Genomic DNA, 19,299 nt, shown 5'->3' on the forward strand with positions numbered 1-19,299 from the left:
ACCTGTTAATATTCGGGCTTGTTTAGTCTCAGCACAAAAAAAGTGCCCGAAAAATTTCCGGGCACTTGGCAATATTGATTAAGTATGTGGAAATTTAACTACCACACATTTCGCAATCATCAGGATTGTCCAAGGAACAAGCGATGGCATCTTTGTTTTGTTGGCCAATATTTGGATCAACTTCCGCTGCTTTTTGATCCGCATTTTCCAGATTGGACTTGTCTACGGTGAACTGTATGGCACTTGTAGCCGCTTTGGATCTCAAGTAATACATGCCTGTTTTAAGACCTTTTTTCCAAGCGTAGAAGTGCATAGAGGTCAATTTCCCAAAGTTAGGTTCTTGCATGAAAACGTTCATACTTTGGGATTGACAGATATAGGCACCTCTGTCCGCAGCCATATTGATGACTACCTTTTGGGAGATTTCCCAAACAGTTTTGTAAAGGTCCTTGATGTTTTGAGGTACTTCTGGCATGTTTTGAACTGATCCATTAGCTGCAATCAGCCTGTTTTTCATATTATCATTCCAAAGACCTAGACGAATGAGATCTTTCATTAGGTGTTTGTTCACCACCACAAATTCACCAGATAGAGTTCTTCTTGTGTAGATATTGGAAGTGTAAGGCTCAAAGCACTCATTATTGCCCAAAATTTGTGAAGTAGAAGCTGTAGGCATTGGAGCAACCAATAAAGAGTTTCTTACGCCATATTTGCTCACTCTTTCTTTAAGCTCGGCCCAGTTCCATCTGCCAGATTTTGGTGTTACTCCCCAAAGGTCAAATTGGAATTGGCCTTTGGAAACAGGAGAACCCTCATAGGTCTCGTAAGTACCATGGTCTTTTGCCAATTCCATGGAAGTTTCCATGGCGGCATAGTAGATGGTTTCGAAAATATCTTCATTAAGGCCTGCAGCCTCCTCGGAATCAAAAGGCATTCTCAATAGGATAAAAGCATCAGCCAAGCCCTGTACACCGATACCGATAGGACGGTGTCTGAAATTAGACTTACGCGCTTCTTCTACTGGGTAATAATTAATGTCGATCACCTTGTTCAGGTTGCGAGTAGCTACCTTGGTGATTTCATATAGCTTTTGATGGTCAAAGGTTTTGTTGCCTTTAGCATCTGTAATAACGAATTTCGGTAAAGCTATGGAAGCCAAGTTACAAACAGCTACTTCATCAGGAGAGGTGTATTCCATGATTTCAGTACACAAGTTGGACGACTTGATGGTACCGAGGTTTTTCTGGTTTGATTTACCATTGGCGGCATCCTTATAAAGCATATAAGGTGTACCTGTCTCAATCTGTGATTCCAGAATTTCAAACCAAAGTTCTTGTGCTTTTACAGTTTCTCTTGCCCTACCTTCTTTTTCGTATTTTTCATAGAGCTTTTCAAATTCCTCTCCATAACATTCAGAAAGACCTGGGGCTTCATTAGGGCAGAATAGCGACCATTCTTCATTGGCTTCTACTCTCTTCATGAATAGATCAGAAAGCCAAAGTGCATAGAATAGGTCCCTGGCTCTCATTTCTTCTTTACCATGGTTCTTTTTCAGCTCAAGGAAATCCTTGATATCTGCATGCCATGGCTCTAGGTATATGGCGAAACTTCCCTTTCGCTTTCCACCACCTTGATCGACGTACCTAGCAGTCATGTCAAAGTTTCTAAGCATTGGTACAATGCCGTTGGAAACTCCATTTGTTCCTTTGATATAGGAGCCTTTAGCTCTCACGTTGTGAATAGAAAGTCCGATACCCCCTGCGGATTGGGAAATCTTGGCGCATTGTTTCAAGGTATCATAAATACCGTCAATGCTGTCTTCTTTCATCGTCAGCAAGAAACATGAAGATAGCTGAGGCTTAGGAGTACCTGCATTGAATAGTGTTGGGGTAGCATGGGTGAACCATTTCTCAGATAATAAGGTATATGTTTCAATAGCTGCATCGATGTCCTCTTTATGGATGCCGATAGCTACCCTCATCAGCATATGTTGTGGTCTTTCGACTACCTTTTCATCCAGTTTGATCAAGTAGCTTTTTTCCAAAGTCTTGAAACCGAAGAAATCATAATTGAAATCTCTGCTGTAATCAATTACTTCATCAAGTTTGGCTGCATGTTTTTTGATTATTCCATATACATCAGGGGCAATCAGGGCGGCATTTTCACCTGTTTTCGGATCTACATAGGTGTACAGTCTTTTCATGGTATTTGAAAAGGACTGACTTGTAGTTTTATGAAGGTTTGAAATGGCGATTCTGGCAGCCAGTATGGCGTATTCAGGGTGTTTTACCGTCATGGATGCACAGACCTCGGCAGCGAGGTTGTCCAGCGCTGAAGTGGTAACACCATCATATAGACCATCGATAACTTTTTTAGCTACTTCAATGGGGTGGATATAACGTGAATCCAAGCCATAACATAAGTTTTCAATTCTTGTGGTGATTTTGTCGAATCTTACTGATTCTCTTCTGCCGTCTCTTTTTATTACTAACATGCTATAAGGGAGTTAAGGGTGGGAAGAAAAGTTAATTAAAAGTCCTCTTCAATGGAAAACTTAGAGGAATCAGATGCGTCTTTACCTTTCATAACCCCAGCCTTTTGGTAATCTCCAACTCTCTTCTCAAAGAAATTGGTCTTACCTTGTAATGAGATCATGTCCATAAAGTCAAAAGGATTGGTGCTGTTCCATACTTTTTCACAGCCCAATTCTACCAACAGCCTATCGGCTACAAACTCAATATATTGGCACATTAATTCTGCATTCATACCGATCAACCTTACCGGAAGGGCGTCGGTTACGAATTCTTTTTCAATGGCCACAGCGTCTTGAATAATTTCAGATACAGTTTCTTTTGGTAAGTGATTAGTGATATGCTGGGTGTACAAGTGACATGCAAAGTCGCAGTGCAGCCCCTCATCTCTTGAAATTAATTCGTTGGAGAAAGTTAGTCCAGGCATCAGACCTCTTTTCTTTAGCCAGAAAATGGAGCAGAATGAACCTGAGAAGAAAATTCCCTCCACAGCAGCAAAAGCAATCAATCTTTCATGGAAACTACCTTTATCGATCCATCTCAATGCCCAGTCAGCTTTTTTCTTGACGCAATCCAAATGTTCAATGGCATTGAACAGTCTGTCCCTTTCGGCAGCGTCTTTGATATAGGTATCGATCAATAAACTATAGGTCTCAGAGTGGATGTTTTCCATGGCAATCTGAAAACCGTAGAAAAACTTAGCCTCTGTATATTGTACTTCTGCTACAAAGTGCTCAGCTAAATTTTCATTTACAATACCGTCACTGGCCGCAAAAAACGCCAAAACATGAGAGATGAAATGTCTTTCATCATCAGTCATGTTTTTCCAGTCCTTAATATCTTGGCTAAGGTCTATCTCTTCTGCAGTCCAAAAGCTGGCTTCGGCTTTTTTATAATATTCCCATATATCATCATGTTGAATTGGGAATAATACGAACCTGCTGTTATCTCCTTGCGCTAATAGGGGTTCCGGATTTTGCATTACTTAATTAGTTCTATTAATGATAAGTTGTATATATTCTGAATCAGGTAAATCAGCCACTCTATAATGCTTTTCACTTTGTAAAATAGTGAGTTTGTAGCGGTTTTATTTTTGAGCTGTAGAACAAATATGCTCAACAAATTCCAGAAATAAAACCGGTACATTAGTGTGTGACATTAGTTTTTGACTTTTAGTCAAAATAGATATAAATATTTGTAATTCAATGTATAGTATGTGATCATTTCAAGTGTTAATTCTATTAAAACACTCTCTAAGGGCGATTCGAGTAGGCTCGAAAAAAAATTAAAAAAAAATTCCGAACCAAAATTCAAGCTAAATTTGACCATTGGTCAAGTGTTTGTTTTGTATGTAAAATGCTGTGTTATAATTATTTATGGTATTGTTTGATTTTTAATTATTGAACTTGTTGATTCTCAAATCCTAAAGAAAATCAAGTGTTTTTAGAAGATTTTTTAATTTCCCACCAAAATATGGATGTCGAGATCTTTTGTGATGGTTCATAATTAGGGGCGCAAATATAGTTGGCCTATCTCGTATAAGAGATAAAGGGGGAGCGAAATATTTCTTCTATTATGGAATACTTTTCATTGCCTGAATTATATATGAAGGCTAAGTGTCTAATAGGAAGTTTATTAAAGAATTTATTGAAATCTTGTGTATTGGTTTTTAACTTATGAAAATACTCTGTATATTTGCACCTCAATTTTGATAAAAAGTTCTTAGTATGTACGCAATAGTTAACATAGCAGGAAAGCAGTTCAAAGTAACTAAAGATCAATTTGTCTATGCACCTAAGATGCAAGGCGATGTTGACGCTTCCGTTGAATTCGATGAGGTATTGTTGGCAGATGACAACGGTACAGTATCGGTAGGTGCCCCTACAGTGGCAGGCGCCAAGGTGACAGGAAAAATTCTTGATCATGTAAAAGGTGACAAAGTAATCGTCTTCAAAAAGAAGAGAAGAAAAGGTTACAAAAAGAAAAACGGTCACAGACAAGAATTCACTAAAATACTTATTGAAAACATTACTCTTTAAGGTTATCTTAGGGTAGTCCAAAACATTTAAAATTATGGCTCACAAGAAAGGTGTCGGTAGTTCCAAAAACGGTAGAGAATCCCATAGTAAACGACTTGGTGTGAAAAAATTCGGTGGAGAAGCCGTTATTGCAGGAAACATCATCGTTAGACAAAGAGGAACCAAGCATCACGCTGGATTGAACGTAAAAGTGGGTAAAGATCACACTTTGTTCGCTGTAGCTGATGGTAAGGTTGAATTTAAGAAGAAGCATGATGGTAAATCTTATGTAAGCGTAATTCCAGCTGAGGCATAAGGTTTCAAAAAAGAATATTTGAGAAGCTGCTCTTTTACTTAAGAGCAGCTTTTTTTTTGGGTGAATTTATCTCAATGCTACGCTTTACTGAGTGTTTGGTCCTTGTTTGATACATGCCCAGCGGCTTGAATCCTATAGGGAATGGCTACTCTGATAGACTGTATAACTAGTGTTTTTATAAATAAACGTGCTATAAGTGTAAATAACTTGTTTGTTGTATTTTTTATTTGATGGAATAATAGAGTATATTTCATCAGTAAATTAATCTTCATGAAGACTGTTTTTCCTTCATCTATCGTCGAACAGACCTCAGAGTATTATCAGAACAAGATTACTGTCAGGTCTAGGATTATCTATATTAGTATATTGATTCTTGTAATGGGGATCTTTTTCAGTTTGCCATATATTGAGGTGGATGTGTCGGTGAAGGGAGAGGGCAAGTTCCAGACCTCCTTGAGCAGGAATGAAATTTATGCACCCATTTCGGGACGGGTATCAGCTATCAATATTGTTGAAAATGGGTCTGTACAAAAGGGAAGTGTTTTGGCGGAAATTAAGTCCGATCAGGTGGATTTGGAGATAGATGGACTTGACAGTCGTGGGGTACAGGTTCAGGAATTTATTTCTGATCTTAAAAAATTAATGGAAGTGAGTCCCAATAATACAAGTGACTTTTCTCCTAGGGATTTAGAATCCAAGTATTATAAAGCGGCATATTATGAGTACAATTCGGAGGTACAGCAGCTTAGAAATGTTTTGGAAAAGGAAAAGCGGGATGTGAAAAGGGCCAAGTTATTATTTGATAGCAAGGCATTGTCATTGGTAGAGTATGATGAGATAAGGGCAAAGTTCGAGCGGGCTTTGACTAACTTAGATCTTTTCCAAAGCAAAAAGCTTTCTATCTGGGAGCAAGAGCTGGCTAGTTATCAGCGTGAAATGGCCAAACTAGGTAATAATAAAAAGTTGCTTAGGGACAAGCTACATCAGTTTAAGATCATTGCAGGTGTTTCTGGGACCATAGTGAACTTCGAAAATATTAGACCGGGTGATTTTGTGTTCGCCAATCAAAAAATTGCGGAGATTTCTCCTGACAGTACTTTAAGAGCAGTCACTTATCTTTCTCCTGCGGATATTGCTTTTGTGAAGCCTGGGCAAAAAGTTCTTTTTCAGGTGGATGCCTATGACTATAATCAGTGGGGGCTGCTGGAAGGAGAGGTGAATGAAATAAGTAAAGACCTACAGATGATTTCAGAAAATGAGGTTGCTTTTAGGGTTGTCTGTAACTTGAACAGCAATACTTTAGATTTACAAAACGGGATTGAGGGTGAAGTGAGAAGAGGGATGACTTTTCAGAGCCGTTTTCTTGTGACGCGTAGGAGTTTGTATCAGTTATTATATGATCAGGTGGACAATTGGTTAAATCCTGCTGTGCAATAAAATTCGAAAAGGGTAATCAATGGGGATTAGAATCAAACAGAGGGATATTACAGATTGTGGAGCAGCTTGTTTGGCTTCAGTTGCAGGTTATTATAAGTTGAAACTGCCTCTCTCAAAGATCAGATTGTTGGCATCCACTGGGCAAAAAGGGACCAATGTTTTGGGCTTGGTGGAAGCTTCAGAAAAACTTGGTTTTTCTGCCAAGGCCCTAAGAGGTGATTTCGAGAGTTTGGGCCTGTCTCCTAAGCCAACGATTGTTCATTTAATGATCAACAACGCCCTGCACCATTATATGGTGGTATATAAGATAGGTAAGAGATTCGTTAAACTCATGGATCCAATGGATGGCATCATGCGAAAAATGAGCCATGAGGAATTTAAGGAAATGTGGACAGGAGTGATGGTGATACTGATGCCAAATGAAGAATTTAAGGCGATGGATCACAGGGTCTCTGTGGCTAGGAGGTTTTGGTTTTTGATCAGCCCTCATAAAAGTGTACTTCTCCAGACAATGGTCGGAGCATTGATTTATTCTGTTTTGGGCTTGTCGATTTCTATCTATTTGCAGAAAATTGTTGATAATGTTTTTATAGATAGGAATGCCAACCTTCTCAACCTGATGAGTGTGGCGATGGTTGTGTTATTGTTGTTCCAGATTTTTATAGGTAGCTATAATAGGTTTTTCACCTTGAAAGTGGGACAAAAAATTGATGCCCGTTTGATTTTGGGGTATTATAAACATTTGATGACCTTGCCTCAGCGTTTTTTTGATACCATGAGGGTGGGAGAAATTATTTCTAGGATAAATGATGCCGTAAAGATTCGGGCATTTATCAATGAGGTTTCCGTGGGCTTAATGGTCAATGGTTTTGTTGTATTGTTTTCCTTTGCTTTAATGTTTGCTTTGTATTGGAAGCTGGCATTGGTTATGATCTTGATCATGCCATTTTATTTTTTGATTTATGTTCTGACCAATAAGGTTAACAAAAAGGCAGAGCGGAATTTAATGGAAAAATCAGCCAGTTTGGAGACTCAAATGGTGGAGTCTGTAAGGTCTGTTGGTTTGATCAAAAAGTTTGGGGTGGAAGATTATGCGAAGCTGAGAACAGAATCCAAATTCGTATCCGTTTTAGATGCTGTTTACAAATCTGGTCTCAATAATGTTTTTTCTACAAATGCTACAGATTTAATATTGCGATTATTCACTATTGTGTTGCTTTGGGTCGGAGCAGGGTATGTGATTGGTAATGAGATCAGTCCTGGAGAGTTAGTGGCATTTTATGCAATAATGGGGTATTTGACGGGTCCTGTTGCCAGCTTAGTGGGGATGAACAAGTCTGTACATAATGCCATGATAGCTGCTGATCGTCTATTTGAAATTATGGATTTGGAAATGGAGGAAGATGCTGCAGAAAAGTTTGATCTTGAGCCATCCTCTATAGGAGATATCGTATTTCAGAATGTTACTTTTAGATATGGTAGTCATGCTAAAGTGTTTGATGGGCTTGATCTACATATCCCAAAGGGTAAGATCACGGGTGTAGTAGGAGAGAGCGGGTCTGGAAAATCCACTTTGTTGGCACTATTGCAGCATATCTATCCGGTGGAGTCTGGTCAAATTAAAATCGGCCAGTATGATATCGCTTATGTCAGCCATCATAGTTTACGGAAGCAAATTGCCGTTGTGCCTCAGCAAGTAGAGTTGATTTCAGGAAGCTTAATAGAAAATATTGCTTTTGGAGATCTTAGGCCGAATGTGAAGAAGATTATTGAAATTTGCCATTTGCTAGGCATGACAGGATTTATAGAAGCACTGCCCGGAGGTATTTCCAGTCATTTGGGAGAATATGGCATCAGTTTATCGGGAGGCCAAAGACAATTGGTTTCTATAGCAAGGGCGATGTACAGGGATCCTGAGATTTTGATTTTGGATGAAGCGAGCGCCTCTTTGGATCCAAAGTCGCAAAAAAACTTGCAATCTGTAATAAAGTTGTTGTCAAATCGAGGTAAAACTATTATTTTCATTACCCATCATCTTACTTCAGTCAAAGATTTTGACCAGATTATTGTAATGGATGATGGAAGTGTGGTAGAGCAAGGTTCCCATGATTCACTTGTTGGTTTGGAAGGGAAGTATCATGAAATGATTTTTAGGTAATCAGTGTTTTTGGTGGGGTTTAAAATTAGTTTAGCATGAATTTCATAAAGCATATCGAGCGTATTCAATTGATCAATAAATTGATCAAGGAAGAGAAGACCGGTAGTCCTGAGGATCTTTCTTCAAGACTAGGGATTAGTAGAAGGCAGCTTTATAATCATTTGGAAAGTCTTAAGGATATGGGACTGGAAGTTTCATATTCCAGAAAACTCAATAGTTTTTATTATGTGGATGAAAAACATTTGGAGATGAATTTTAGCCTTAAGGTGATAGGTCCTGAAGAGATTGAAAGCATTTATGGTGGCGTTTATTTACCTTTTGTTGAGGATGAAGAGTTTGAATTAGATTGGCTAGGGACTTGGTGAGTTTAACTGTTCCGTTTTTTGATTTAAAAGTTGGTCTGGTTGGACTTTGATCTGATAATTGCCTTTGTGTTAATATCCTTTAAAGTAAGCTTTTATAGTTATATCTTATTTTGTCTGTTTAAGGAACTGTGTTTTCAATATATGTAGCCATTTGGAGTTGGCTATAAAAAAAGACAATTATTTTTTTGAGAAAATTTATCCGTGCAAGTTAAGTGCACGGACCGCCTTTATCTTAGTATCAAGAATTAAGTGAGTTCGGATATAAAAAAGATAAGTCTGGATTCAGCACGAAGAAGTAAGTGTAATAAAAATATTCTAAAGATAATTTTTTGGCACTAATGATGTTGGTGACTTATTTAGTGCTCGTGTTGATTAACGTCAGAGGGATACATGTGTGGTGTATCCCTTTTTTTAATTATATCAATTTCAGTAAAGTTAGTATATTGTTGGATAATATGCTAAGGTTGAGGATTTTGTTTGTGAATAATTTGGGTCTGAACTATTATTTGGCTTCTAGCGGAAACTTATAATGGATCCAGGGATGTTTTATTTTGTTCAATGACCCAAAATCCCTCTTTGTTTTATGACCAATAGTTATTAGGAGAGGCTCACTGTAATAGTATTTAGAAATTTGTTTGTGAGTGCTATTAGTAATATTTTTATTGGTTAGGGTTTAAAGTATTCATTACACTTATTTGATAAGTTCAATTTCTTGGGCTTCTTTATAATTTAAATTTAAACATTCAGTATGAAAAAGTTTTCACTTTTGATGTTATGGGGCTGTTCTGTTTGCATGCCAATCATTGCGCAGAATGATATTGAATTCAGGGAGTTTACACTTGATAATGGTCTGTATGTAATCATGCACAAAGACAATACTACACCGATTGTCGTAACTTCTGTACTCTATCATGTTGGGTCCAAAAATGAAAATCCAGAGCGGACTGGCTTTGCCCATTTTTTTGAGCATTTATTGTTTGAAGGAAGCGAGAATATCGGCCGTGGCGAATATTCAAAGAAAATACAGTCTGAAGGTGGTACGTTAAATGCATTCACGAGTAATGATATTACCTATTATTATGAGTCTTTACCTTCCAATAAGTTGGAAATGGCTTTGTATATGGAGAGTGAACGTATGCTGCATGCCAAAATTGACGAGGTGGGTGTTGAAACACAGCGAGAAGTAGTAAAAGAGGAGAAAAGGCAACGTTATGATAATCAGCCCTATGGGACTATTTTACCAGAAACACTCAAAAGGGCATATGCAGAACACCCCTATCAATGGGCACCAATAGGTTCACTGGAGCATTTGAATGAAGCTTCTTTGGATGAATTTATGAACTTTTATAAATCATTCTATGTGCCTAATAATGCAACATTGACTATTGCTGGAGATATTGATTATGCGCAAACCGAAGAATGGGTGAGGATGTATTTTTCTGAAATTCCTGCAGGTGCTAAGGATATCTACCGTCCCTCCATAGAAGAACCTAAAAAGATTACGGAAATCAGGGATGTAATTTATGATAATATCCAAATACCTGCTGTAATTCAAGCATACAATTTGCCGCCTAAAAATGATCCTGATTCCTATGCCATGGATATGTTGTCTACATATTTGACTGGAGGGAATTCTTCCTTGATGACCAAAGAGCTTGTAGATAAACAGCAAAAAGCCTTGGCAGTAGCCGCTATTCCTCTTGATTTGGAGGATGGAGGGATCTTTATTATGTATGGAATTACCAATATGGGCGTTAAGGCAGAAGATTTGGAATCTGAAATAGATCTTTTGGTAAAGCAAGTTCAGGATGAAGGTGTTTCAGAGCAAGACTTTAAAAAGCTACAAAATATCATCGAGAATGACCTGGTTAGCAAAAACGCTACTATGTCTGGTATAGCTCAAAACCTTTCCCAATCCCATGTATTCTATGGCGATACTGATCATATCAATAACGAATTAGAAATGTATAGGGAGGTGAGCAAAGAAGATTTGCAGCGGGTAGCTAAGAAATACTTGACCTTAGAAGGTAGGGTAGTACTTTATTATCTTCCAAAATCTGAACAAACAGAACAATAGTGAATGACAATTTTGTGACAGTTATGAAAAAGACATATATATATATTCTTATTTGCATGGTGTTTTCAAGTATCAGCTATGCGCAAGTAGATAGAAGTAAATATCCTGAACCAGGTCCAGCTCCTAAGATTGAACTTGAAGATCCAGCGACATTTACCTTGGACAATGGACTAAAGGTTTTTGTGGTAGAAAACCACAAATTGCCGAGAGTAGCCTTTTCATTAGTGATCAATAGGGATCCCCTGTTGGAAAAGGACAAGGCTGGTATGACCGGTTTTGTTGGGGATATGTTGACAGCTGGTACCAGTAATAGAAGCAAAGATGAATTGGATGAAGAGGTTGATTTTATCGGTGCTTCCTTGAGTGCTGGTTCCACATCCATTTATGCCTCATCATTGAAAAAGCATCAAGGCAAAATATTAGACTTGATGTCAGATGTGCTGTATAATCCCATATTTCCTCAAGAGGAATTGGATAAGCTAAAGAAACAAGCTATCACAGCTTTGGCTACATCAAAGGATGATCCCAATTCAATCAGCGGGAGATTAACAGCTGCTTTGGTGTTCGGTAAGGATCATCCCTATGGAGAAACGCAAACTGAGGAAAGTTTGGGAAATGTTACTGTTGAGGATATTAAAGCTTATTATCAAACTTATTTTAAACCTAATGTAGCTTATTTGGCGATAGTAGGTGATATAGACGAGAAAGAAGCGAAAAAGGTAGTAGAAGAACACTTTTCTGAATGGGAAAAAGGAGAGGTGCCAGAATTTGATTATGAGCAACCCGAATTGCCAGAAAATAATAAAGTAGCTTTGGTGGATAGATCCGCATCAGTTCAATCTGTTATTGATATCACCTATCCATTGGAAATGAGTTTAAATAACGATGAGTATCTCGATACGAGGGTATTGAATTATATTTTGGGAGGTGGTTCTACTTCCCGTTTGTTTATGAATTTAAGGGAAGATAAGGGATATACCTATGGAGCATATTCGTCTATTGGTTCTGATAAGTTGGTTACCAGCTTTTCGGCAGGAGCTTCTGTGAGGACAGCAGTGACAGATTCCGCTATTCATGAATTTATCTATGAAATCCATAGAATAGTAGAAGAAGGGGTGAAGAAGGAAGAACTGGATGCAGCCAAGGCAAGTTTGACCGGGAGTTTTGGTAGGGCTTTAGAAAGTCCATCCACTTTGGCCAATTTTGCTATTAATATTGACCGCTATGATCTTCCAAAGGATTTTTATACCACTTATTTGCAGCGGCTTAGCGCATTGACTGTTGAGGATATCAATACAGCAGCAAATAAGTATATCAAACCTGAAAATATGTACATCACTATTGTGGGCAATGGTTCTGACCTTAAGGGAAAGCTTGAGCAATTTGGGGAAGTGAGCTTGTTTGATAACCAAGGAAACCCTGCCAAGGAAATCGAGATGACAGATGCTAATATTACCGCAGAAAAAGTGATTGATAAATACATTGATGCCATAGGAGGGAAAGATGCGTTAAGTGTTTTGGAAACAGCCAAGATAGTGATGAAGGCAGAGGTTCAAGGACAGGAGATAGAAATGACAGTCCTTTATGATGATCCAGGTATGCGCTTTAACCAGAAAGTAGCCATGATGGGGAATACAGTTTCCAGTACTACTCTGGCAGATGGGAAAGGAGCTGTAGTGGCCATGGGCAATACGCAGGAGTTGAGTGATGAACAGTATGAAGAAGCTAAAATGAGCATGTTTCTGATACCAGAATTGCACTATGTAGATTTGATGTATAGCTTAAGTTTAGATGGAATCAAAGATGTGGAAGGAGAGAATGCCTATAAAGTGGTTGTGTCAAATCCAACAGGCGCAAAAACGGTCAATTATTACAGTGTAGATTCAGGATTGAAAATAAAGAGTGAGAACGAAAAGTCAGGAGAGATGATGTTTTTAGATTACGAAGAGAAGAATGGGGTGATGTATCCGATGAAAAATATAGTGAAATCCCCGATGATTCCAGTGCCTTTAAATACTACTGTGGAAAGTTTGGAATTTAATCCAGCACTAACTGACGAAGACTTTAAATAGCGATAAATGAAAAAGACAGCCTTAGCCCTGGCGGTAATTCTTGCTGGGGCAAATTTTGAAAGTACAGCTTTCACTGAAGGTACAGCCAACATGGAGTTGGTGAAGCAGGAAGTGACTGCTGAAGAAGTGGTACAAAAATATATTGCTGCAGTAGGTGGGCAAGCGATGGTCGACGGTCTTAGAAATATGGAAATGGTTATGGAGACGGAGATTCAAGGAATGACTTTGAATATCACGGTGATAACAGACCAAGAAAATCATCGGGCATTGAACCTGACGGAAATGAACGGCAATCAGGTCGCCAAAACTTTGATTAAGGATGGCAAAGGAACTGTGGTAAGTATGGGCAAGGAGCAAGAAATTACCGGAGAGCGCTTGAATTCAATGAAGAGTCAAACTTATATTGTCCCAGAAATGTATTATACCGATTTGGGTTATGAAATCAGTTATGATGGTACAGGGGAAGTTGAAGGGGAAAAGGCCCATAGGGTATTGTTGAAAGATGCCAATGGTGTGGAAACGAGAGAGTATTATAGCATTGAGTCTGGATTGAAATTGATGACAGAGTCGGAAGTGGCAGGAAAGGTCGTTTATGAAGATTACAAAGATTGGGAGGGGATAACTTTCCCATCTAAGATTACGATGTCCAATAGTATGATGCCCGTGCCTATGGAGGTGAAAGTGATTTCGATGAAGATGAATCAGGAACTCGATGATCAACTATTTGATTGATCAATAAGGATTTAAGTGAAAAAAGGGATCTGAAATGATCCCTTTTTTATATTACCAGTTTGGATGATTTTTCATCCAATAATCAAGAGAGAATTTTCCAGAACCATAAAATAAAAAGACGATAAGTAAAATCAGTACGGCTAAAGAAATTTCAAATTCGAGGTTATTGGATACAGATAAGAATCCTTGGTTGATGTTCACAAAGAAGACCGCACCAATTAATATAGGGATCTGGAAAATGATGGCAAATCTGGTCAATAGACCGAAAGCTATCAATCCTCCCCCAACCAAATGCGCAAAGGCTACATAATGCGCCAAGGCCAAATTGAAAAATCGGAGATCACTATTGCTCATCATTTCCATTAAGGCATTGGTATTTGCTATAAACATGACGCCTTTATAAAATATGAATAGCCCAAGGGCTACTCGGATAAAATCAATCCATTTAGGATGGTGGGTGTCAGCCCAAGATTCGATTTCTGAAATAGTTGCCATGATATTTTTGGGTTTTGTTATCATATAATATACGAAAATATCGGCGTACTGTGTTGGAAATCATTGATTTAAATCGTTGTATGGCTCCGTATTATTCCATCCACTTGACTCTTTTGTTATTTTCTTCCATTACTTCGAATCTGAAAGAAGGATAATAGTGGCCTTTTTTATCTTCTAGTACTAATTGAATAGGTCTGCCAAATCTATTGATGGATAAATGGATTTTTTGTACCCCTTTAGCTGGATTATTTTCAAAAGCTAATCCATCTACCTGTTCAATTTTATCTCCAAGCATGAGTAAATTGAATGCAGCGCTCTCAGGGTGAATTTTTGATATCGTGCCATCCGTATGTAATTTGATTCCAAATTGCGACATATAATAGTCGCTGTTTTTCTCTCCGTTTATCTTGATATTGATACTTTCTAATTGGGCTTTTAAAACAGGAAAAAGGTCTTTTTTGCCTGTAACATAATCTTTGAAAAAGTTATCTATAATTTTAGGGCTTGAATGATGCAGCGTTACGATGTTTTGAAAGTCCTCCATGTCATAGCCCTTATGTTTTTTGCCAAAATTGTTCCACATGTCTTTCATTACCTCATGTAGGGAACTGCCTTCATCCAATAATATCAGATCAAGGCAAAGTGAGATCAAGGCTCCTCTGTTATAAATGCTGACTTTTTTATCCGGGATTCCAGGTTTATATCCATCCAGCCAGAGGTCAAAACTGGAGGCTGCAATGGACTGGTTTTGCCAACCAAATGATTCAAATTCTCTTTGGAATAGCTTTTCTAGAATTTTGCTTAAATATTCTTCCAAATTGAAATAGCCGGATTTTAACAAAAAGATATCTCCCATATAGGTGGTGACTCCTTCAGCGACCACCCCGGTTTGTATATAGGCTTCTTTAGAAAAATCATAAGGCAATAATTCCTTGGGTCTGATCCGGCAAACATTCCAAAAGTGGTAGAGCTCATGAGCACTTACGCCGAAAAGCTCTTCCAGATTTTTCTTTTCCGAAAGACTTTCAGCAGGTCCAAAGGTGATAACGGTAGAAAATTGATGTTCTACACCGTGATAATGCTTATATGGTAGAAGTTGATAGAGAAAGTGATAATTCTGAGCAGGGAAATCTCCAAATGCGCTAATTTGCTTTTGGGTAAAGCCTTTAAAGCTTTCCAATAGCTTCTCTATATCAAAATGAATTTCCCCATGGAACCAAAGATGGAAAGTTGATTGCTCCGCTTGATAGCTATAATGATTTAAAGTGGCACTGCTAAGAAAAGGGCTGTCCACTAAGTGTTGGAAATTGTCCGCTTGAAATAGGTTTCTGTCTATTTTAGGTAGTGCAGTTGCAGCTTTGTAGTCATCAGGGATTGAAACGGACACTTGTATGGATTCGTTTTCCCTGCCTTTAATTTCAAAAATGAAATTGATAAAATTAAGATAGAGCTGTTCATCATCAGACCAGCTTCCGCCAGCATCCATTTGGTTGGCATGAAATTTATAGGATACAGTATATATACCTTTATTTGAGGCCTTAAAACACCAAAGGTCTTTGTTTTGCTTTTCCCAATCAACAGCTGATTGGTCTAATTGTACTGAAAAATCCCGGATATTCTGGGCATAATTGGTGATTTCATATCTTCCAGGCCTCCAAGAGGGGAGTTGTAAATTTACTTTTTCTCCTTGCTTACAATGAAGGTTTAGCTTAACTTCAATAAATTGACTAAGTGGATTGTTTCGTTTTATCAGGTATTCCATTTACATTTGTGCTTTGACAATAAACAAAAGTAACCCACTGGTTTGTAAATAAAAAAATACTATCTATCTTTGCAATCCTTTTCAGGGTCAACTGGGAAGGGGAGTCAAAGAAAAGCAATAAAAATTAAAACATAAATCGATAATGAAGTGAGGAGCTGGTAGAATTATCACTTTAAACTTCCGCTTTATCGGTAGAAAATTAAACGATCATGAAAAGAACATTCCAACCTTCTCGCAGAAAAAGAAGAAATAAGCACGGTTTTAGGGAAAGAATGGCGACACCTAACGGAAGAAGGGTTGTTAAGTCAAGAAGAGCAAAAGGTAGACATAAATTAACAGTGTCTTCAGAAAAAACGCTTAAGAAGTAATTGTTGAAAGATTCATTTCTTTGTTTTGATGCCTTATTGCTATGAATTATAGGCTTCCCAAGAATGAACGATTACATTCTAAAAAGTTAATAAAGGAACTTTTTGATAAAGGTTCCTCTTTTTTTTTATATCCCTTCAAAGTAATTTATTTGCCCTTAGATCAAGCTGAGGAAACCAATCAGGTACTTTTTTCTGTTTCCAAAAGGAAAATAAAGAAAGCTGTTGATCGTAATTTCATCAAAAGGAGAGTGAAAGAAGCCTATCGGCTGAATAAATCCATTCTTTTAGATGGTGAAAGCGAGAAAAAAATGATAGCTTTCGTCTACGTTTCATCAAAATTGGAAACCTTTCAGGCCATCCAACCTAAGGTGATTAAAATATTAAACCGCCTTGCAGCCCAGCAAGGGAACAAATCTAGTCAAGATGAAGAAAAGAAATAGAGTTATTGCCTTCGCTATGGTCCTCATCGTTGGGGGAGGACTTTTGTTTTCATTCAAAGGCAAAAATGATAAGCTTTTTCTGATAGCCAAGAATTTGGATATTTTTGCCTCTCTGATCAGGGAGTTAGATTCTTATTATGTGGATGAAATCAATCCTGAAGAATTAGTGACTGTGGGGATTAATGCCATGTTAGAAGAGCTTGATCCCTATACAACGTATATTCCTGAAGAAGAATCGGATGATTTTAGGACCATGACCACCGGAGAGTATGGGGGGATTGGTGCGCTAATCGGTAATAGGATAGGTGTCAATATGGTATTGATGCCTTACAAAGGTTTTCCTGCCCAGAATGCTGGATTGAGGATCGGAGATGAGTTATTAGAGGTTGATTCTGCAAATGTAGTTGAATTGCCGACGAGCGATATTTCCAAAATGCTGAAGGGGCCTGCCAATACACCGGTGAGGGTAGTGGTAAAACGGAATAATGATACCTTAGCGTTTGATTTGACCAGAAAGAAAATTGTTATTACCAATGTTCCTTATTACGGGATGGTCAATGATCGTGTTGGATATATTAAGTTGACGGATTTTACCACAAATGCTGGTGATGATGTTCGTAAAGCCTTGGTCGATTTAAAGGAGCAAGGAGCGGAAGAATTGATTTTGGATTTACGAGATAATCCCGGAGGCATCCTTAAAGAGGCTGTAGATATTGTGAGTTTGTTTGTGCCAAAAGGAAGGGAAGTAGTAAGTACTATTGGTAAATTGGATAATGTAAATGCTGAATATAAAACCTCTAGGTCACCTGTAGATAAGAAAATGCCTTTAGCTGTTTTGGTCAATGAAAGATCTGCCTCGGCTTCAGAGATTGTTGCTGGTGCATTACAGGATTATGACCGCGCTGTATTGGTAGGGAGAAAGACTTTTGGGAAGGGACTCGTGCAAAGTACCATACCCTTATCTTATAATGCGCAGGTCAAAGTGACGACTGCAAAGTATTACATTCCGAGTGGACGTTGCATTCAAGAAGTGGATTACAGTCATAGAGATGAAAATGGAAATGTTGGGATTGTAGCGGATTCTTTAAGGCGAGAATTTAAGACTAAGAATGGCAGGACTGTATGGGACGGGGCTGGAATTGAACCAGATGAGGATGTTGAGCCGAGAAAATATGCCCCCATTACATATAGTTTGGTAGCACGTAGCTTGGTCTTTGAATTTGTTAACCAATATTATTACGAGCATGATAGTATTGAGGCTCCTAGGGAATTTGAGGTGAGCGATGAGATTTACGATGAATTCGTTTCATGGTTAGAAGGTAAGGATTACGATTATGTTACTAGAGTGGAAAAATCCATCGAAGATTTGGAAGCTTATGCCAAGGAGGAAAAATACTTTGATGATATCAAAAGTGAGATAGATTCATTGAAGAAAAGTTTAAGCCATAATAAAGAGCAAGACTTGATTACTTATAAAGATGAAATAAATGAGGCTTTAAAAGATGAGATTGTTTCTAGGTATTATTATCAGGGAGGTGTAGTAGAGGCTTCTATTGATAAAGATGAAGAGATAGAGAAAGCGCTTGAAGTCTTAGCTGACCAAAGTAGATACGAAGAGATCTTACGGCCTGTGATAGCCAAAAAGTAAGGTCTCAAAAAGATTTTGAGCTCCTTCTCAGTTTCGATGAAAATCGTGAATGGGAAGGAGTTTTTTGTTCTTGAGGCTTTATTTAAAGGGAGCTTAGGTGAATTTGTCTTAGGGAAGCATGAAATAAGATTTTGTTATCTTTGCTAACTCTTTTACTAAGGGACGGAAAAAAGAAAAAAATGGGATTAATATTATCAATAGATACAGCTGTTTCTGTTTGTTCTGTGGCTCTGCATCAGGATGGTCAATTATTAGCTTTGTTGGAGTTGCACCAAGAAAATGTGCATGCCCAAAAGTTAATGCCTGCTATCAAAGAGTTGATGGAGCAAACGGGGGTGCAATCTTCCCAATTAGATGCGGTGGCAGTTTCAGAAGGGCCTGGCTCATACACGGGATTAAGAATAGGGGTCTCTACTGCTAAGGGGATAGCTTTTGCGCATAGCATTCCATTGATTGGGGTGGGAAGTTTGGACGCGCTTGCTTACCAGGTTAAAGGTTTTGCGGAAGATGGTACTGTGATTGTACCTATGATCGATGCGAGAAGAATGGAGGTTTATAGTAAAGTGTTCAATAGTTTGCTTGCCATAATTGAAGATATAAAACCAGAGATTATTGATGAATCCTCTTATCAGGAGTATTTGAAAAATGGCTTGGTTTATTTTTTAGGAGATGGTGCCCAAAAGGTGTCAGAAGTCATAATGCATCCTAATGCCCGTTTTTACAATATTACTAATTCAGCTGTTTCTGTAGGGGAGATAGCGCATGAAAAATTTGAAAGAGAAGAATTTGTTGATGTAGCTTACTTTGAACCGAACTACTTGAAGGAATTTAGGGTTGTGAAATCAAAGAAAAATCCATTATTGTCATGAGTGAAATAATT

17 protein-coding genes (1 of these 17 cut by a window edge) are annotated in these 19,299 nt (G+C 38.1%); 13 read left to right on the forward strand and 4 right to left on the reverse strand.

Annotated features, from left to right (window positions below):
• Positions 1–94: 94 nt before the first annotated feature.
• Both KZP23_RS08980 and KZP23_RS08985 read right to left on the reverse strand, forming a co-directional pair.
• Complete coding sequence (locus KZP23_RS08980) at positions 95–2,494, reverse strand: ribonucleoside-diphosphate reductase subunit alpha (RefSeq protein ID WP_226335917.1); 2,400 nt, start codon at positions 2,492–2,494, stop codon at positions 95–97.
• A 35-nt stretch (positions 2,495–2,529) separates the two neighbouring features.
• The gene (locus tag KZP23_RS08985; protein ID WP_226335918.1) at positions 2,530–3,513 is read right to left on the reverse strand and encodes a ribonucleotide-diphosphate reductase subunit beta; all 984 of its coding nucleotides are present in this window, start codon (positions 3,511–3,513) and stop codon (positions 2,530–2,532) included.
• 745 nt (positions 3,514–4,258) lie between these two features.
• On the opposite strand from KZP23_RS08985, the gene rplU reads away from it, so the two are divergent.
• From rplU to KZP23_RS09025, 8 genes are all read left to right on the forward strand, one after another.
• On the forward strand, positions 4,259–4,570 hold the full coding sequence (rplU, locus tag KZP23_RS08990) for a 50S ribosomal protein L21 (protein ID WP_226335919.1): 312 nt from the start codon (positions 4,259–4,261) through the stop codon (positions 4,568–4,570).
• 34 nt (positions 4,571–4,604) lie between these two features.
• The gene (rpmA, locus tag KZP23_RS08995) at positions 4,605–4,865 is read left to right on the forward strand and encodes a 50S ribosomal protein L27 (protein ID WP_215225189.1); all 261 of its coding nucleotides are present in this window, start codon (positions 4,605–4,607) and stop codon (positions 4,863–4,865) included.
• Positions 4,866–5,135: 270 nt separating this feature from the next.
• Positions 5,136–6,302 carry an HlyD family secretion protein gene (locus KZP23_RS09000; RefSeq protein ID WP_226335920.1) on the forward strand — a complete coding sequence of 389 codons (1,167 nt, stop codon included), beginning with the start codon at positions 5,136–5,138 and terminating at the stop codon, positions 6,300–6,302.
• A 19-nt stretch (positions 6,303–6,321) separates the two neighbouring features.
• On the forward strand, positions 6,322–8,460 hold the full coding sequence (locus KZP23_RS09005) for a peptidase domain-containing ABC transporter (RefSeq protein ID WP_226335921.1): 2,139 nt from the start codon (positions 6,322–6,324) through the stop codon (positions 8,458–8,460).
• 35 nt (positions 8,461–8,495) lie between these two features.
• A complete protein-coding gene (locus KZP23_RS09010) occupies positions 8,496–8,825 on the forward strand; it encodes a helix-turn-helix domain-containing protein (RefSeq protein ID WP_226335922.1) in 330 nt (109 codons plus the stop codon).
• Between the two features lie 748 nt (positions 8,826–9,573).
• Positions 9,574–10,902 carry a M16 family metallopeptidase gene (locus KZP23_RS09015; protein WP_226335923.1) on the forward strand — a complete coding sequence of 443 codons (1,329 nt, stop codon included), beginning with the start codon at positions 9,574–9,576 and terminating at the stop codon, positions 10,900–10,902.
• A gap of 23 nt (positions 10,903–10,925) precedes the next feature.
• Complete coding sequence (locus KZP23_RS09020; protein ID WP_226335924.1) at positions 10,926–12,974, forward strand: M16 family metallopeptidase; 2,049 nt, start codon at positions 10,926–10,928, stop codon at positions 12,972–12,974.
• Between the two features lie 6 nt (positions 12,975–12,980).
• Positions 12,981–13,706, forward strand: coding sequence for a LolA-like protein (locus KZP23_RS09025; protein ID WP_226335925.1), 726 nt, complete (start codon positions 12,981–12,983; stop codon positions 13,704–13,706).
• A gap of 51 nt (positions 13,707–13,757) precedes the next feature.
• Here KZP23_RS09025 and KZP23_RS09030 read toward each other — a convergent pair whose 3' ends face one another.
• A complete protein-coding gene (locus tag KZP23_RS09030; protein WP_226335926.1) occupies positions 13,758–14,201 on the reverse strand; it encodes a DoxX family protein in 444 nt (147 codons plus the stop codon).
• 91 nt (positions 14,202–14,292) lie between these two features.
• Positions 14,293–15,963, reverse strand: coding sequence for a M61 family metallopeptidase (locus KZP23_RS09035; protein ID WP_226335927.1), 1,671 nt, complete (start codon positions 15,961–15,963; stop codon positions 14,293–14,295).
• Positions 15,964–16,172: 209 nt separating this feature from the next.
• Here KZP23_RS09035 and rpmH point away from each other — a divergent pair, with 209 nt between their 5' ends.
• From rpmH to KZP23_RS09060, 5 genes are all read left to right on the forward strand, one after another.
• Positions 16,173–16,331, forward strand: a complete 159-nt coding sequence (gene rpmH, locus KZP23_RS09040; protein WP_186756147.1) for a 50S ribosomal protein L34 — start codon at positions 16,173–16,175, stop codon at positions 16,329–16,331.
• Between the two features lie 41 nt (positions 16,332–16,372).
• Complete coding sequence (rnpA, locus tag KZP23_RS09045) at positions 16,373–16,771, forward strand: ribonuclease P protein component (RefSeq protein ID WP_226335928.1); 399 nt, start codon at positions 16,373–16,375, stop codon at positions 16,769–16,771.
• The gene (locus KZP23_RS09050) at positions 16,755–18,419 is read left to right on the forward strand and encodes a S41 family peptidase (RefSeq protein WP_226335929.1); all 1,665 of its coding nucleotides are present in this window, start codon (positions 16,755–16,757) and stop codon (positions 18,417–18,419) included. The genes rnpA and KZP23_RS09050 overlap by 17 nt, the downstream gene beginning before the upstream one ends.
• A gap of 179 nt (positions 18,420–18,598) precedes the next feature.
• Positions 18,599–19,288, forward strand: coding sequence for a tRNA (adenosine(37)-N6)-threonylcarbamoyltransferase complex dimerization subunit type 1 TsaB (gene tsaB / locus KZP23_RS09055; RefSeq protein ID WP_226335930.1), 690 nt, complete (start codon positions 18,599–18,601; stop codon positions 19,286–19,288).
• A protein-coding gene (locus tag KZP23_RS09060; protein WP_226335931.1) for a DUF2480 family protein crosses the window boundary here: on the forward strand, positions 19,285–19,299 show its 5' portion. 495 nt of this gene lie beyond the right edge of the window; the window shows 15 of its 510 coding nt (coding positions 1–15); it begins with the start codon at positions 19,285–19,287; its stop codon lies off the right edge, out of view. Before tsaB ends, KZP23_RS09060 begins: the two co-directional genes overlap by 4 nt.

The organism is Echinicola marina, from assembly GCF_020463795.1.
Lineage (GTDB): Bacteria > Bacteroidota > Bacteroidia > Cytophagales > Cyclobacteriaceae > Echinicola > Echinicola marina.